We start from the raw sequence: 15,475 nt of genomic DNA, 5'->3' as shown, positions 1-15,475 counted from the left end.
AACGCATCCGGGCGTCACGGAAAGGACGGATTCGTGCTCTGGGACGCTGGGGAGCGTCTCGAAGTTGACGGAAGGTGTCTCGAAGCGGGACCAAGGCGTCCCGAAGGAGGTTCCGGGCGTCGAGGTAGGGCGAGGGGGGCGTCTCGGAGGAGGTTCGGGGCGTCGAGGCAGAGGCGAGGGGGCGCCTCGAAGGAGCTCCCGGGCGTCGAGGCAGAGGCGAGGGGGCGTCTCGAAGGAGCTCCCGGGCGTCGATGTACGGGGAAGGGGGCGTCTCGAAGGAGCTTCCGGGCGTCGAGGCAGAGGTGGAGGGAGGCGAGGCGAGAACGGGGGCGTGTCAAGGCAGAAGGGACGGGCGGCGAGGCAGGGGGGCGGGGAGGGGCGGCGAGCCGAAAGCGGCGCAAGGTAGCGGTTGGGGGATGATCCGGGTAGGCTGGCGTCCACCATGACGACCACCCCGCGGGTACGGCGGATCAAGGTGACGGGTCTGTTCGGAATCTTCGACCATGAGATTCCGCTCAATATGGATGAGCGGATCACGATCCTGCATGGGCCGAACGGGTATGGGAAGACGAAGATCCTGGGGATGGTGGATGCGCTCCTGGATGGCCCGTTCGATGGTCTGGCATCGGTGCCTTTCGAATCATTTGCGGTTGAGTTCGAAGGGGGCGGGATCCTCGAGGTGAGGCACATCCCTGTATCGGATGACCTCTATGAAGAATTCATGGCCATCGCGGGCCTCGTCGTAACTTACCGGCGATCCTCTGGAACGGAGCCGGAGGTCATGGAATGCGCCAACCTCGTTCCCACGTTTCCGTTGGGCGATATCGATGATTTGAGGGCGAAGGCGTCGCGTCAGGTACAGGAATGGATCGGTGAGAAGTGCGGTGAGGTGGGCACCTTATTGGTCAACACCCAACGCCTCCTTCACGAACATCGGCCCTCCCGGTACGAGCAACAGATCCTCCCAGCGGTTCTCGGGCATTCGCAGGCAATCGTGCAACGTATTCAGGAGAAACTCGCGACATACGCGGCGCATGCCCAGGAACTGGACAGCACGTTCCTCGATCGATTGTTTCAGCCGCAGAACGCGCTGTCCGTCGGTGAGGCGGAGGCCCGCTTGCAGCGTCTCGAAGAGAAACGAGCGCGGCTCATTCGCCTGGGGGTGCTCGAACCCGAGCGCGAAGCGCACAGGAAGCTCCCGCCACTCGATCCGTCGAAGCTCGACGTTCTCACGGTGTACCTCGATCACACGGAGAGCAAGCTCGAGGTGCTCGAAGACCTCACGCGACGGATCGATTTGCTCACGGCGGCCATCAACAGGCGCTTTGCCTACAAGCGTATGAGCATCTCGCGGGAAGACGGCCTCGTGTTCCACTCCTTGGTCGACGGGTCGGTCATCCCCCTGGAGAGCCTGTCTTCGGGCGAGCAGCACGAACTCGTCCTCCTCTCCACGTTGCTCTTTCATGTAGACCCTGGCGTACTCGTCCTCATCGACGAGCCCGAAATTTCTCTCCACCTCGCCTGGCAAAACGAATTCCTCGACGACCTCCTCCAGATCGGCAAGCTCGGGGGGTATGACGTACTCGTCGCCACCCACTCCCCGGCCATCATCAACGATCGCTGGGATTTGACTGTAGAATTGAAGGGGCCGGAACTGCCTGCCAAGGCCGCCGAATGAGCAACGCGATGCGCGATGCGATGGGCGGTGTCTACATCGCCAACAGCATCCGGATGCTGCGTTCTCATCACCGCGGGGCCTTCCTCGTCGTGGAGGGGGAGAGCGACAAGCGGTTCTTCGACTGGTTCATCGACAAGGACACATGCAAGATCGTCGTGGCCTACGGGCGCGACAAGGCGCTCGATGCGCTTCAACGCTTGCAGACGCCACCCCTGGGCGGCGTGCTCTTCATCCTCGACGCCGATTTCGACATCCTCGAAGGCCGAAGCCCTCCTTCCGTGAGCGTGGTTTTCACGGATACGCACGACCTCGAAACCATGCTCCTCGCCTCGCCGGCCTTCGAGAAGCTGCTTTTGCAGGTCGCGAAGGAGGAAAAGGTCGAGAGGTTCCGCGAGCAACATGGCGACCTGCGCGCGTGCCTCCTCCGATGCGGGAAACAGCTTGGTTACCTGCTCTGGCTCTCCCGAAGGGATGGGCTCAACCTACGATTCGAGGAGCTGAAGGTCGGCAGGTTCATCGATGAGAAGACGCTGCTTCTCGATCCGATGGAGATGGTCAAGGTCGTGGCAAATCACTCGAAGCGCCTGGACCTCAAAGGCGAGGCGCTCCTCGCCCGGCTGATGGCCATGCACGACGACGCCCACGATCCTTGGCATGTGTGCTGCGGGCACCACCTGACCGAGATCCTGGCGCTCGCCCTGCGCAAGGCATGGGCGACGAACGACAGAGGCGAGCTCGATGGGTCGATGGTCGAGCGGATGCTGATCCTCGCTTACGACGAGGGGCTTTTCGCTACCACGAAACTCTGCGCTTCTATCCGCACCTGGGAGTCGCTGCATCCCCCGTTCGTGGTGCTCCGCTGATCAAGGCACGATCGTCGCCGCCACATGGATCACATTCGCCACCCCCGGCACAGCCGCCACCTCTGCCTGCGCCCCCTTCACCCGCGCATGTTTCAGCGTCCCGCCCGTCGTATACACGATCTCCGCGTCGGCCCCTGACAAGCCCGCAAGCGCGACTGGCATGGAGGACGGGGTCTGCGGGACCTCGATCGTCGTGACCGCGCCCCACGCCCCGTCCTTTCCGCGCACGAAATAGATCCCGTCGTTCAGCACGCCGCGATACGCCACGACGAAATCCCCCGCGGCCGTCGCAGCCACCGCCGGCGAGAGCCCCGTCGTCGCCGTGCCCACGGTCTCCTCCGCGCTCCATGAATTCTGCGGGGTGACGAGCTTGACCATGCAGATCCGATTGTCGCCTTGCCGCACGTAGAAAATGCGCAGGTCCTGGTCGGCGTCGACGAGCGCGAAGGGGCGCAGCCAATTCGCGACGGTGGAGGTCGGCGCCTGGTTCGAAGGCGTCCACGCGCTCCCTGGGCCGCTCTTCGCGAGGGAATAAAGATGCCCGTCGTCGCCCGCATACACGGCGTACACCCCCGCCGCGCCGTCGCTCGCGAGGGCCGTCGCGCTCGGGCCGAAGGCCTGGAATTGCACCATGCCCGCGGGCAAAGGGCCGAACGGGCCAAAGGCGCCGCCCTCGTTTTGCGCGAAGTAATGCTTGTTGTCCGTGCCGAGGAACGTCATCAGCGTGGCCACGCCGAGCGGCGCAGCCGCCGGCCCATCCTGCGCGAATCCGAAGGTGCCCACCTTTTGCACGGCCCCGAAGCCCGCGGCCTTTGTCCACGTCGCCCAGAAGAGCTCGTTGTTTTCGGCCGCATTCGCGCTCTGGCGCCGCAGGACCGCGACCACGCCCTCCGCGCGGGGCGCGAGCCCGGCCGCGGAAAACTGGAGGTTGATCGAGCCCGTGGCCCAGCCAGCAGCCGGATCGTAATGGCCGGCCCCCGCCCCCGGGCCCGCGAGCACGAGCATCGTACCCGTGGGATTCCCGCCGCCGGCGCCGCCCATTCCGCCGGAGCCGCCCATTCCGCCGGAGCCGCCCATTCCGCCGGAGCCGCCCATACCGCCCGCGCCGCCCATTCCGCCGGACCCGCCGCTGCCGCCGGCACCGCCTGCGCCCATTCCGCCGCTGCCCGCGCCACCCGTGCCGGTGCTGCTGCTCGCGGACGACGAGGAGCTCCCCACGGCCAGCGAGGCGCCTGCCCCGGACGTGAAATCGGGCAGCTCGGAGCCTTGCGCGCAGCCGAAGAGGGGGACGAGCGCCGAGAGCGCGACGAGGCGGGGCAGCATGCGCCAGTTGTCGCTCGAATCCGCGCTGCGTCAAGATTTCGGATTCGAACCCGAGATGCCGGGCCGTCCGGGTCATGAAATGGGAGAAGATTCCGCCGCGGCCGCTTTCCCTTGACGGTCAAGGGGTTGACGCGGATATCGTCGCGCATGCGTACGACTTCTATCTTTCGTCACCTCGCCCCCGTTCTCCTCGTCGTGCCGCTCGCCGCGGCGCTCGGATGTAATGGCGTCGAGGCCCGGCCGAGCCGCGCCAAGGCGCACGGCCTCGGCGAGGCCGCCTCGGCGCTCACGGCGCCACGCTGGGACGTGGCCCCGCCCATGAACGTCGCCCGGAGCGGGCACACGGCGACACGCTTGTCCGATGGCAAGGTCCTGGTGGCCGGCGGAGGGAGCGCGACGACCGAGGTGTACGACCCCGCCACGAATGCATGGACGCTCGTCGCGCCCATGGCGACGGCGCGCTCGCGCCCGACCGCGACCCTGCTGCCGAGCGGGAAGGTGCTCGTGGCCGGCGGCGGCACCAACGCCGTCGAGATCTATGACCCCGTCACGAATACGTGGACGCCCGCCGCGCCGCTCCCCACGCCGCGCGAACATTCGACCGCGACGTTGCTGCCCGATGGCCGGATCCTCGCGGCCGGCGGCGAATCCAAAGGGTGGATCGTGAAGACGAGCGAGATCTACGATCCCGCCACGAATACGTGGACGGCCGCGGCGTCGATGGCGCAGGAGCGCTCCTACCACACGGCGACGCTCCTGCCGGACGGCAAGGTCCTTCTGGTGGGCGGGATGAACGACTTCGGCGACCCCATCGGCAGCGTGGAGCTCTACGATCCGGCCACGGACGCGTGGGCCCCCGCGGGCGCGGTCCAGAATCGCCAGACCCACACCGCGACGCTGCTCGGCAATGGCAAGGTGCTCGTCGCCGGCGGAACGACCAATTACTTCGGGGAGGGCTACATGGCCCCGAACCGCAGCGCGGAGCTCTACGATCCGGCGAGCAACGCCTGGTCGGTCGTGGCGCCGATGGGCGTCGCCCACGACCAGCACACGGCCACGCTGCTCGCCGATGGCCGGGTGCTGGTCGCAGGCGGCGGCGCGACCGTGGAGGTTTACGATCCGGCGACCGGGAAATGGTCGCTCGGCAAGTTCCTCCACACGAACCGGAGCGACCACACCACGACGGCGCTCGCGGACGGGCGTGTGCTCGTGGCCGGCGGCGGCAGCACGAGCGTCGAGGTGCTCACCTTCGCCCCCCAGGGCGAGGCTTGCCTCTTCGCGGGCGAATGCGCGAGCGGCTTTTGCGCCGACGGTGTCTGCTGCAATGCCGCGTGCGATGCGGGCGCGTGTGACGCGTGCGCGGTGAGCGCGGGCGCGTCGGCGAATGGCACGTGCACGCCGCTGAGCGGCGCCGTGTGCGGCAATGCCGACGGGTGCACGGCAAATGGCGTCTGCCAGGCGGGCGCGTGCGACGGGGCGATGCCGGTCGGCTGCCAGTTCGGGTGGACGCCGGCCGGGAGCATGCCCGTGCCTCGGCAAGCGGGCACGTGGGCCGAGCTCGCGGACGGCCGCGTGCTCGTGGCCGGAGGGCACGACAACAACTGGACCGATACCCTCTCCGCGAACCTCTACGATCCGTCGACGAACGCCTGGAGCGACGTCGCGCCGCTCTCGCACACGCGCCGCAACGCTGCGTCGATCCGGGTCTCGACCGGCGAGATCCTCGTCGTGGGCGGGGATGGGCCGTCGACGGCCGAGGTCTTCGATCCGGCGAGCCATACGTGGACGCTCACCGGCTCCATGGTCGCGCACCACGATGCGAGCGCCGCTCTCGTGCGGCTCCCCGACGAGCGTATCCTCGTCGTGGGCGGCGGGACGGAAGTCGCCGAGCTTTACGATCCGGCGACAAAAGCATGGACCGCGACGGGCGCGCTCTCCGTTGCGCGCGGGGGGGCCTCGGCGGTCCTCTTGCAAAACGGGAAGGTGCTGGTGAGCGGCGGCGCGGGTGATCCGGCGACGGCGGAGCTCTACGATCCGGCCACGGGGGCCTTCTCCCCGGCCGGGACGCTGACCTTCGCGCATTCCGGGCACAAGGCGACGCGGCTGCTCGACGGCCGCGTGCTCGTGGTGAGCGGCAACGGCGCCGATCGGTATGACCCCGCCACGAATGCGTGGACGCCGACGCAGGCGTTGCTCATGCCGCCCGCCGATTTCACGGCGACGCTGCTCGGCAATGGTCGGGTGCTGGTCACGGGCGCGCAGAACATCCCGCACGCGCAGGTCTACGATCCGGCGACGAACGACTGGACGGTGACCGGGCCCCTGGACGTCGCGCGCCGTCGTCACACGGCCGCGCTGCTCGGAAACGGCCTGGTGCTCATCGCGGGCGGCACGGAATGGGGAGGCGGCGACCAATGCGATCTCCGCAGCGCCGCGGTGTACAACCCCGCGACGAATGGCTGGTCGACGGTGGCGGCCATGGGCACGACCCGCCGGTTTCCGTCGGCTATGCAGCTCGATGGCAATCGTGTCCTGGTCTTCGGGGGGCTCCTGGGCGGTTGCTCGTCCGGCGACGGCGACCCTGAGGCCCACGGAAGCGCGGAGATTTACGAGGGCGGCGTGACCCCGGAGGGCAGCGGCGGAAGCGGAGGCGCGGGCGGAAGCGGAGGCGCGGGCGGCGCCGGTGGAATGGGCGGCGTAGGTGGTTCCGGCGGCGCGGGTGGAATGGGCGGCGCCGGCGGCAGCGGCGGCGGCGCCGGTGGAATGGGCGGCGCAGGTGGTTCTGGCGGTATGGGTGGTGTGAGCGGCACCGGCGGCGCCGGCGCCGCCGGCGGCGACGAGGTGCCGGGCGGTGGCTGCCGCGCCGCTGCCGGACCCGTGGAGAACAGCGGACGTGGACTCGCGGCCCTCGTGGCCCTGGGCGCCCTCTTCGGGCGCCGCCGCAAGCGCTGAAGCGTGAAGGAGGCCCCGCGATGTTCCGCTTCCGCGGGCCATCGCGGGGTCGCCGCGGGGAGGATTATCGGATGGTGATCGCGAGCTTGTAATCGAACACGGCGATGGGGTTGCCCGGCGTCGCCGAGAACGGCGAGGTTTGCACGAGCAGGTAGTACGTGCCGCCCGCGAGGTTTTTCGCGAAGGCGTGCGGCGGCGTCGCGCCGAGGCCGTCGATCGCCGAGCAATACCCACGACCGCCGTCGTCGTCCGCGCCGAGCTCCAAGCCCGTCGCATCGAAGAGCGTCAGGTAGCTATCGATGGGATCGGCCCCGTTCGCGCACGACTCCGCGGCCGTGCCCTCGATGATCTCGGCCCGGAGCGACTTGCCCGCCGGGACCGTGATCTCGAAGTAATCGTCATCGTCGAAGGCCATGTGCAAGCCCGTGATGACGGAGTCCCAGCCCGTCATCCCGGTCGCGTCGGCTTGCTGGTTGTTCGGCTCGTTCTCGGGGCCGTTATCCGCGAGCACCTTCGCCCGCAGCAGGTACGAGGCGATGGTCCCGTCCTTGTTCGTCTCCTCGACGCCGACGTAATACGTGCCCGCGGCGAGGTTCATCGTGAGCGCCGAGCAGGATCCCTCGCCGCTCACGTTGTCCGTCTCGAGGAGCAGCCCGGCCGCATCGTACAGGTTCAGCGTCGACGTGAAGCCGCAGCCGATGCCCGTGTCGTTCAGCGTCTCGAGCACGAGCGCCGCGTCCGACGCGAGGTCGATGCGGAAGAGGTCGACGTCGCCCGCCGCCGCGATCGAGCCCACCACGTTGGCGCTGCCCGTGAGCAGCAGGAAGAAGTCCGCCTGGGCCGTCGAGTTGTTCGGCTCGACCTCGCCCAACACCTCCAGCGCGCACGTGGCGGAGCAGCCGTCGCCGTCCATCAGGTTGCCGTCGTCGCAGGCCTCCGTGCCGTCGAGGTGGCCGTCGCCGCAGGTCGGGACGCGATCGCAGTTCGCCTCGCAGCCGGCGCCGCCGTCGCACTCCTCGCTGCCCTCGACCACGCCGTTGCCGCAGACGGACTCGACGGCCATTTCGAGCAGATAGCCCGGGATGACCGTGTCGTTCTCGAAGTCCTCGACCTTGACGAAATACGTGCCCGGGGCGAGGCGCCGCGCGCCCGCGTGCGTCTTGCCCGAGATGCGCGAGCAGATGTTGACGCCGCCGTCGTCCGCGTTCGCGAGCTCGGTCGTGCCGTCGGGGCCGTAGAGCGTGATCACGGTGTCGAGCGGCAGCGCGCACGAGCCGGGGCCATTCGCGTCGGACGTCTCCAGGCGGACGTCCGAGTACGCGCTCAGCGTGAAGCTGTGGAAGTCGATGTCGCTCCCCGGGTTGATCGCGCCGCTGACGATCGCGTACGGCGTGAAGGGGCCGTTCGCGGTCGCCGCGTCGTTGTTCGGCTCCGTCTCCGGCGTCGACTCCTTCAAGCACGAAGCGTCGCAGCCGTCGCCGGCCGTCGTGTTGCCGTCGTCGCACGTCTCGGGTGCGTCGATCTTGCCGTCGCCGCAGACCGCGATGCGCTCGCAGATCGCCGAGCAGCCCGCGCCACCGTCGCACTCCTCGGCGCCCTCGACCTTGCCGTTGCCGCAGGTCGCGTCGAGCGTGATGAGCAGGCGGTAGCCGGGGATCTCCGTGTTGTTGAGGTAGTCCTCGACCGAGACGAAATACGTGCCCGCCGGCAGGTGCCGGGCCGCGGCGTCGCCGGGCTTCTTCGAATCGATCTTGCCGCACGCGCCGAGGCCGCCGAGGTCACGCTCGAGCAGGACCGTGGTGCCGTCGGTGGCGTAGAGGCGGAGCAGCGTGTCGACGCCGACGCACGAGCCGGGGCCGTTCACGTCGAACGACTCGACCGTGAGGTCGCTCGTCTGGTCGAGCTTGATCGCGTAGAAGTCGACGTCCGTCGCCGGGATGATCGCGCCCTGGTAGAGCACGGGCGGGGCAAAGCCGTCCAACGCCTGCGCGCTCGTGTTGTTCGGCTCGGTCTCCATGAGGATCGACGTCTCGCAGGTCGCGCTGCACGTGTCGCCGTCCATCGTGTTGCCGTCGTCGCAGGTCTCGGGCGCGTCGACGAAGCCGTCGCCGCAGACCGGGACGCGGTCGCACGTCGCCGCGCAACCCGCGCCGCCGTCGCACTCCTCGGAGCCGCTCACGGTGCCGTCGCCGCAGAGCGCGTCGTACGTCACGACGAGCTTGTAGCCCGGGATCACCTTGTCGTTGCCGGCCTCCTCGACCTTCACGTAGTACGTGCCCGCCGGGACGTGCCGCAGCGCCGCGTTCGTCGTGCCGTCGAGGCGCGAGCACGCGTTCGTGCCGCCGTCGTCGTCCGAGGCGATCACCGTGGTGCCGTCGCTCGCGTAGAGCGTGACGAGCGTGTCGATGTTCAGGCAGCTCGTGGGGCCGTTCGCGTCGTAGGTCTCGACGTGCAGATCGGCCGTGGCGGGCACGGTGATCTGGTACCAATCGGCGTCACTGCCGGGGTTGATCGAGCCGCTGACCAGGACAGGCGCCGAGAACGGGCCGTTCGCCGTGGCGGTGCTGTTGTTCGGCTCGGTCTCCGGGAACGTGTCGACGACGCAGGTCGAGCTGCAGCCGTCGAGGTCCTTCGTGTTGCCGTCGTCGCACGCCTCGGTGCCGGCCAGGATGCCGTCGCCGCAGGTCGTGTTGCACGCGCTCGGCTGACCCGTGCAGGTCCAGCCGTTCTCCACGACGCACGCGCTGCAACCGTCCATGTCGGTCGCGTTGGCGTCGTCGCACGCCTCCGTGCCGACGACGATGCCGTCGCCGCATTCGCTGACGCACGCGCTGGGCGCGCCCGTGCACGTCCAGCCCGCTTCCTGCGCGCACGTGGCGTCGCAGCCGTCGTTGGCCAGGGTGTTGCCGTCGTCGCAGGTCTCGGCGCCGGTCAGGGCGCCGTCGCCGCAGACGTCCATCGAGCCGCCCATGCCGCCTTGGCCGCCCATGCCGCCCATGCCGCCGCCGCCTTGGCCGCCCATGCCGCCCATGCCGCCGCCGCCCATGCCGCCGCCGCCCATGCCGCCGCCGCCTTGGCCGCCTTCGCCGCCGACGCCTCCCTGGCCGCCGACGCCGCCTTCACCACCCATGCCGCCTGGGCCGCCGCCTTGGCCGCCTTGACCTCCGGACCCGCCTTCTCCTTGCGGAATCTGGCTCCGATCGACCGCTGCAATCAGCTCGCAGCCCATGGATCCGAACGATCCCAGGCCGAGCACGAGCGCCATTCCAAAGTGCCGCGTTAGCCTCGTCATGCGCGATTCTTCGCTCCCAACGGTTAGCGATGTCTCGCCCGACGCCTGCGCCGAGACGCATACCCGAGGGCCTCTGCAAGCGAAGAGCCCGGACACCTCAATGAATCAACGGGCCGGCGTCAAGCCTTCATTGGTCCGTCTTCCGTCACGCGAGCGTCGCGAGGAACGAGCGCACGGCGTCGTTGAAGGCCCGAGGCGCATCCATGTTCACGCAGTGGTTCGCGTCCGCGATCACCACGTCGACGCGACACGAGGGATCCCGCCGGGCCCACGCGGGCCCTTGTTTCGCGATCGATCCGGCGCGGCTCAGCGCCCCGCGCACGAGCACGAACGGCTTCGGGATGCGGGCGTCCGGCTCGTCACGCATGCAGCCGAGGACCGCCATCATCACGTCGAGCGTCTCGTGCTTTTCGAGGCGCGACATCGCGTCCTGGCAGTACCCACGCACGCTCTCCAAGGCCGAGATCGATTGCGCGCTATGTCGCAACAAGGCGCCGTACGGATAGAGCCGGAGCATTGCGGGCGTGAGCCACACGCCGAGGCGCTCCATCCAGGAGAGCGCCGCCGTGTTGCACGCGCAGTCCACGAGCACGAGCGCGCGCACGCGATCGGGGTGCCTCCGGACGAGCTCCTGCGCCAGGTTCCCTCCCATGCTCTGCCCCACGTGCACCGCCGGCGGCGCGCCGATCGCGTCGAGCAGCGCCACCATGTCGTCGATCACCGTCTCGACCGTGAAACGTGTCCCCATCGGTCGCGAGAGCCCGTGCCCGCGCACGTCCCAGAGGAGCACACGATGGTGCTCGGCGAGCGCTTCGACGTTGTCACGCCACATCCGGTGATCGAGCCCCGCGCCGTGGGTGAGCACGACGAGCGGACGCGTCGCGTCGCCGACGAGCCAGTAGTGAAGCGGACAGCCTTCTCGTTCGAGAACGCGCGGCTCCTGATCCTCGAACGTCATCCCATGCAAGGTAGAAGCTCCGCGCGGCGGAGAGGAGACACTTTACCGCCGGCAGGGAATCTCCAGCGTGAAGGTGACCCCGTGGCCGGGCCGATTGTCGACGATCACCCGCCCACCGTGCGCCTCCGCCACGCTCTTCACGATCGCGAGCCCGAGGCCCGTGCCGTCGCGATCCGCGTCCGTCGTGAAGAACCTGTCGAAGATACGCGGCAGGATCGCGGGCGGCACGCCGGGGCCGCGATCTTCCACGGAGATGCGGATCACGGCCTCGGGCGGACCACCCTCGACGCGGAGGCGCACCGGCTCGCCCGGCGGCGAGAATCGCACCGCATTGTCGAGCAGGTTCCCGAGCGCGGTCTCGACGTCCGTGGGCCGGCAGAACACGTCACGCACGCTCGCCGAGAATTCGAGGAGCACCGGCTGATCCGGGCCCGACGCGCGCTCCTTCGCGGCGAGCGCGAGCGCCGAGAGGTCACATGCGCGCATCGGCTCGGCCGAGGCCTCGATGCGCGAGAGCTGGAGCAGGCGCGAGACCAGCCGATCGAGCCGCTCGACGTCGAGCTCGATGTTCCGCAAAAAACGCACGCGCGCCTCGGGATCGTCGTGCGCGCCTTCCCCGAGCAGCTCCGCCGCGCCGCGGATCGAGGTGAGCGGCGACTTGAACTCGTGCGCCACGTCCGCCGCGAACTCCGAGATGTAGCGCATGCGCGCGTCGAGCCGCTCTTTCATCGCCGCGAACGATTCGCCGAGCTCGCGGATCTCGCCGCCGCCGCCGATCGGGACGACCACGTCCCGCTCGCCCATCGCGATGCGCTTGGCCGCGCGCGAGAGCCGGCCGAGCGGACGCGAGATGCTCCACGCGAGCACGAGCGTCACGAGGCCCGTGCCGAGGAGCGCGACGAGGAGCACACGCCCGAGGCCCGCGCGGATGCGGTAGAGCTCGAACAGGACAGGCTGCGTCGAGCGCGCGACGTACACGACGCCCGTCACCACGCCGCCCACGCGGATCGGCTCTGCGAGGAAGAGGATCACGCCCGGGTCGCGGTCGCGGATGCGCGTGCGTGTGGCCTTCTTGCCCGCGAGCGCCGAGCGCACCTCGAAGCGCTCCGCGAGCGCCGGCCACGCCTCGCCGTGCGCCGCGCGCACGTCGAGGGCCCGCCGCACGTCCCGCGGGCGCGGCAGCATCAACGGCGGCGGCGGCTCCGGCCCCTCGGGCGGCCCCTCCGCGTGCGAGTCGGCCCTCACCTCGCCGTCCTTGTCCACGAGCCGGATCCGCGTCCGCGTCCGCTGCGCCGCCGTCGCGAGGATCTTCTCGTGCTCCGGATCCCCGAGCGCGCGGCCCGCGCCGAGGTCTTGCTCGACGAAGGATCGTACGAGGACGGCCTGGTTCGACATGTCGCGCTCGAGCGCGTCGAGCAGCTCCCGCTCGTGGATCCGCGCGAATTCGAGCCCGATCGCGGGCACGAAGAGCGCGAGCAGGTTCACCGCGAGCAGCCGCATCCGGATGCGGCCGAGCAGCACGAGCAGCTTACGCACCGGCGACCTTGTATCCGACGCCGTGCACCGTCGCGATCGGGTCCTCGCCGCCGGCCGCGCGGAACTTCGCGCGGATCCTGCGGACGTGTGTGTCGATCGTGCGCTCGGTGATCAGGTTGTCGTAGCGGTAGGCGCGCGTCATGAGCTGGCTGCGCGAGAGGACGATCCCGGGGCGCTCGAGCAGCGCGCCGAGCAGGCCGAGCTCGGTCGCCGTGAGCGTGACGGGCGCGCCGTCGAGCCGCGCTTCGTGGCGCTCCACGTCGACCTCGATCCGGCCGTGCGTCAGCACCTTGCGCGCCGCCTCGCCCGGCGCTTCGAGCCTGCGGAACAAGGCCTTTACGCGCGCCACGAGTTCGCGGACCGAGAAGGGCTTCGTGAGGTAGTCGTCGCCGCCGAGGTCGAGCCCGAGCACGCGATCGATCTCGTCGCTGCGCGCCGACAGGAACAGGATCGGCACGCGGCTCTCGGTGCGGATGTGGCGGCACGCGGAGAGGCCGTCGACCTCGGGGAGCATCACGTCGAGGATCACGAGGTCCACGCCGCCCTTCGCGACGGCCTCGATCGCCTCGCGGCCGTCGGTCACGACGGAGACCTCGTAGCCCTCCTTGTGCAGCGCGTACTGCAAAACCTCCCGGATGCGCGCCTCGTCGTCGACGACCAGGATGTGCTTGCTCACGTCTCGATCGGCTCCTCGGCCCGGAGGCTCTCTTCAGCTTCGAGGGCAGCGCCGAGGCCCTCGACCCGCGCCTGCACCTCCGAGACGATACCACCGATGTCCGCCGCGGAGGATCCGCTGAAGCGCGCCACGGTGACCTGCGTGCGCAGCGCCTCGGCGAGCGCACAGAGCTCCTCCAGGGCGCGCGTGTCCCGGTCGCGCAGCGAAGACAGACGGCGGACGTTGTCGAGGTCGAGCCGCGCCGTCGCGAGCGCGCGGCTCGATCCCGAGGCGCGCTCGATCTCGCGCACGCGCGCCTCGGCCCGCGCCAGATCAAACGCGTCCTTGCGGAGGAGCGCTTCGAGCTCGGCATGCCGCTGCACGCGTCGCTCGACCTCCGCCTCGATCCGCGCCGCGGCCTCCGCCGGCAGCACGCTCGCGAGCGGCGTCCCCCGCGACGCCGCGACGGCCTCCCCGAGCGCCGTCTTCACCCGGGCGAGCGCGCTTTCCGCGGCGCCCTTCGGCACATCCACCGCGCGCTTCGCGGTCAGCGCGATCGGCGCCCAGAGCGGCCAGAGGGGCACGGCCAGCGCCGCCGACATCGCCGCGCGCGAGCCACCTGCGGGGGACGATCGGTAGATCGCCACCGCGCAGCAAATCCCCGCGACGAGGTAGAGCACCGACAGATCCCGCAGGCTCATTGCCCACCCTCCTCCTCGTTGTCCTCGTCCAGCACCTCACGCGACCGCGTGTTCTTGTTGCGCTCCCACGCATCGGACGCGGGGGCAGGCGGTGCGTCGATCCGATAAGGCCGGTCGCTGTAAATCGCGGCCGACGTCAGGCTCGTCAGCACGGCCTCGGCAAAACTGCCCTCGCGCTCCCGCAGGAACGGGATGTTCGTCGCGCGCGGCCGCACCAGGTATGGACGCAGGATCCACGCGGTTTGTCCGCCGACCGCGAAGAACACGCTGATGAACGCGATCGCCGTCGTGATGCGCCCTTTCCCATCGCCGAGTCCTCGCACGAGCAAGGACAGCGCCGCGAACCCGGCCACGGCGTACGCGCACGACGCCACGATCGCCGCCGTGTGGTAGCCCATGCCGAGATCGAGCATCAACCAGAGCGCGGGCGCGAACGCGAGCAGGACGAGCGACGATCGCCCCGCCGACGCGAGCGCGAGCGCCACGATCGATCGCATCGGCCAGGGCCTCCCGAGCACCGCAGCGAGCGCGTGGAACGCCGGCACCGAGAGCGCGAGCGTCGCGAGCACGGCGAGCGGCACCTTCGCGGCGCCGTAGAAGATCTGCGCGCCGCCGCGGAAGCTCCCGAGGACGCCGCCGAACGCGGCCGCGCCGAGCGCGATGGAGGCGAGCGAGGTCGCGGCGATGGCGCGCACCTCCGGGTCGTCGTCGCGGCAAGCGCGGGCGATGTCTCCGGGCGCGCGAAGCAAGCGGGCGAGGACGGTGGCGCTCACGGGGCACCTCCGAAGATCGGCAGCGTGCTCCACCAGACCCGCGCCGACAGCGCCGTCGCGAAGATCGCGAAGCCGGCGAGCGCGAACCCGCTCATCGTCCGAACGCCGGCGGAGGCGCGCCCGAGCGGCGTCCCGATCGCGCCGAGGAACGCGCGCAGCCCGAAGGCCCCGGCGAGGATCAGGCCGAGCCCCGCGGAGAACGCAGCGCCGATGCGCGAGCTCGACGTCGTCACGAAGAGGGCCATCGCAGGCGCGAGGCCGCCGAGCACGAGGCCCGTCGTCGCCGCCCCGCGCGCCGCGGCTTTCACCGCGGCCGGCGGATCGATCGGCGCATCGAAGAGCGTGAGCACGATGAACAGCGCGGGCACGCCGAGCCCTGCGACGGCGAGCGGCGCGAGCGGCACGGCGGCCGCGTGCTTCAGGATCGAAAGACCGCCGTCCCGCGTCCCGATCGAGAGCCCATACAACGCCGACAGCGCGAGCGCCGTGGCAAACCTCCGCGCGTCGTCGCGCAGCGCGCCCGGGGCGCCATCCGGCCCGACGCCGAGCAGCGACTTCGCGAACGACGGCGCGCCCTCGTCCGCGGGCATCTGCGGCGCGACGCGCGCCTCTTCGGGCGGATTCGGGGGCGTGACTTCCTGGGGTTCGGGCGGGGCGTCGCCCGCGAGGGCATCGACGTACGAGGCGTGGGCTTGCATCTTTCCTCCGGTGCTCGCGGCCGTAGCCGCGCCAGACCTCGTTTTC

General features: G+C 69.9%; 11 protein-coding genes. 3 read left to right on the top strand and 8 right to left on the bottom strand.

Annotated elements, in window-relative coordinates:
- The first annotated feature begins 442 nt into the window (after positions 1-442).
- Positions 443-1,678, top strand: coding sequence for an AAA family ATPase (locus tag POL67_RS42645; RefSeq protein WP_271926896.1), 1,236 nt, complete (start codon positions 443-445; stop codon positions 1,676-1,678).
- Positions 1,675-2,541, top strand: a complete 867-nt coding sequence (locus tag POL67_RS42640; protein ID WP_271926895.1) for a DUF4435 domain-containing protein — start codon at positions 1,675-1,677, stop codon at positions 2,539-2,541. The genes POL67_RS42645 and POL67_RS42640 overlap by 4 nt, the downstream gene beginning before the upstream one ends.
- On the opposite strand, the gene POL67_RS42635 is transcribed toward POL67_RS42640, so the two are convergent.
- A complete protein-coding gene (locus POL67_RS42635) occupies positions 2,542-3,864 on the bottom strand; it encodes a hypothetical protein (protein WP_271926893.1) in 1,323 nt (440 codons plus the stop codon).
- A 147-nt stretch (positions 3,865-4,011) separates the two neighbouring features.
- Here POL67_RS42635 and POL67_RS42630 point away from each other — a divergent pair, with 147 nt between their 5' ends.
- Positions 4,012-6,816 (top strand): Kelch repeat-containing protein, encoded by a 2,805-nt coding sequence (locus POL67_RS42630; protein WP_271926891.1) that lies wholly within the window; start codon positions 4,012-4,014, stop codon positions 6,814-6,816.
- A gap of 64 nt (positions 6,817-6,880) precedes the next feature.
- Here POL67_RS42630 and POL67_RS42625 read toward each other — a convergent pair whose 3' ends face one another.
- From POL67_RS42625 to POL67_RS42595, 7 genes are all read right to left on the bottom strand, one after another.
- Positions 6,881-10,108, bottom strand: coding sequence for a DVUA0089 family protein (locus POL67_RS42625; protein ID WP_271926889.1), 3,228 nt, complete (start codon positions 10,106-10,108; stop codon positions 6,881-6,883).
- Positions 10,109-10,253: 145 nt separating this feature from the next.
- Positions 10,254-11,066, bottom strand: a complete 813-nt coding sequence (locus tag POL67_RS42620; RefSeq protein WP_271926887.1) for an alpha/beta fold hydrolase — start codon at positions 11,064-11,066, stop codon at positions 10,254-10,256.
- 42 nt (positions 11,067-11,108) lie between these two features.
- A complete protein-coding gene (locus POL67_RS42615) occupies positions 11,109-12,602 on the bottom strand; it encodes an ATP-binding protein (protein WP_271926885.1) in 1,494 nt (497 codons plus the stop codon).
- Positions 12,595-13,278 (bottom strand): response regulator transcription factor, encoded by a 684-nt coding sequence (locus POL67_RS42610; RefSeq protein WP_271926884.1) that lies wholly within the window; start codon positions 13,276-13,278, stop codon positions 12,595-12,597. The genes POL67_RS42615 and POL67_RS42610 overlap by 8 nt, the downstream gene beginning before the upstream one ends.
- Positions 13,275-13,958, bottom strand: coding sequence for a hypothetical protein (locus POL67_RS42605; RefSeq protein WP_271926882.1), 684 nt, complete (start codon positions 13,956-13,958; stop codon positions 13,275-13,277). Before POL67_RS42605 ends, POL67_RS42610 begins: the two co-directional genes overlap by 4 nt.
- On the bottom strand, positions 13,955-14,731 hold the full coding sequence (locus tag POL67_RS42600) for a hypothetical protein (RefSeq protein WP_271926881.1): 777 nt from the start codon (positions 14,729-14,731) through the stop codon (positions 13,955-13,957). Before POL67_RS42600 ends, POL67_RS42605 begins: the two co-directional genes overlap by 4 nt.
- A complete protein-coding gene (locus tag POL67_RS42595; RefSeq protein WP_271926880.1) occupies positions 14,728-15,429 on the bottom strand; it encodes a hypothetical protein in 702 nt (233 codons plus the stop codon). Before POL67_RS42595 ends, POL67_RS42600 begins: the two co-directional genes overlap by 4 nt.
- Between the last annotated feature and the right edge of the window lie 46 nt (positions 15,430-15,475).

It is taken from the genome of Polyangium mundeleinium (genome assembly GCF_028369105.1).
GTDB classification, from domain to species: domain Bacteria; phylum Myxococcota_A; class Polyangia; order Polyangiales; family Polyangiaceae; genus Polyangium; species Polyangium mundeleinium.
Note: the sequence above shows the minus strand (reverse complement) of the source record. Positions and strands in the feature narration are given on the sequence as shown.

Excerpts from the sequence above, each read along its gene's own strand:
- POL67_RS42605 (WP_271926882.1), bottom strand. The coding sequence starts at position 13,958 with ATGAGCCTGCGGGATCTGTCGGTGCTCTACCTCGTCGCGGGGATTTGC.
- POL67_RS42595 (WP_271926880.1), bottom strand. The coding sequence starts at position 15,429 with ATGCAAGCCCACGCCTCGTACGTCGATGCCCTCGCGGGCGACGCCCCG.
- POL67_RS42620 (WP_271926887.1), bottom strand. The coding sequence starts at position 11,066 with ATGACGTTCGAGGATCAGGAGCCGCGCGTTCTCGAACGAGAAGGCTGT.
- POL67_RS42640 (WP_271926895.1), top strand. The coding sequence starts at position 1,675 with ATGAGCAACGCGATGCGCGATGCGATGGGCGGTGTCTACATCGCCAAC.
- POL67_RS42645 (WP_271926896.1), top strand. The coding sequence starts at position 443 with ATGACGACCACCCCGCGGGTACGGCGGATCAAGGTGACGGGTCTGTTC.
- POL67_RS42635 (WP_271926893.1), bottom strand. The coding sequence starts at position 3,864 with ATGCTGCCCCGCCTCGTCGCGCTCTCGGCGCTCGTCCCCCTCTTCGGC.
- POL67_RS42630 (WP_271926891.1), top strand. The coding sequence starts at position 4,012 with ATGCGTACGACTTCTATCTTTCGTCACCTCGCCCCCGTTCTCCTCGTC.
- POL67_RS42625 (WP_271926889.1), bottom strand. The coding sequence starts at position 10,108 with ATGACGAGGCTAACGCGGCACTTTGGAATGGCGCTCGTGCTCGGCCTG.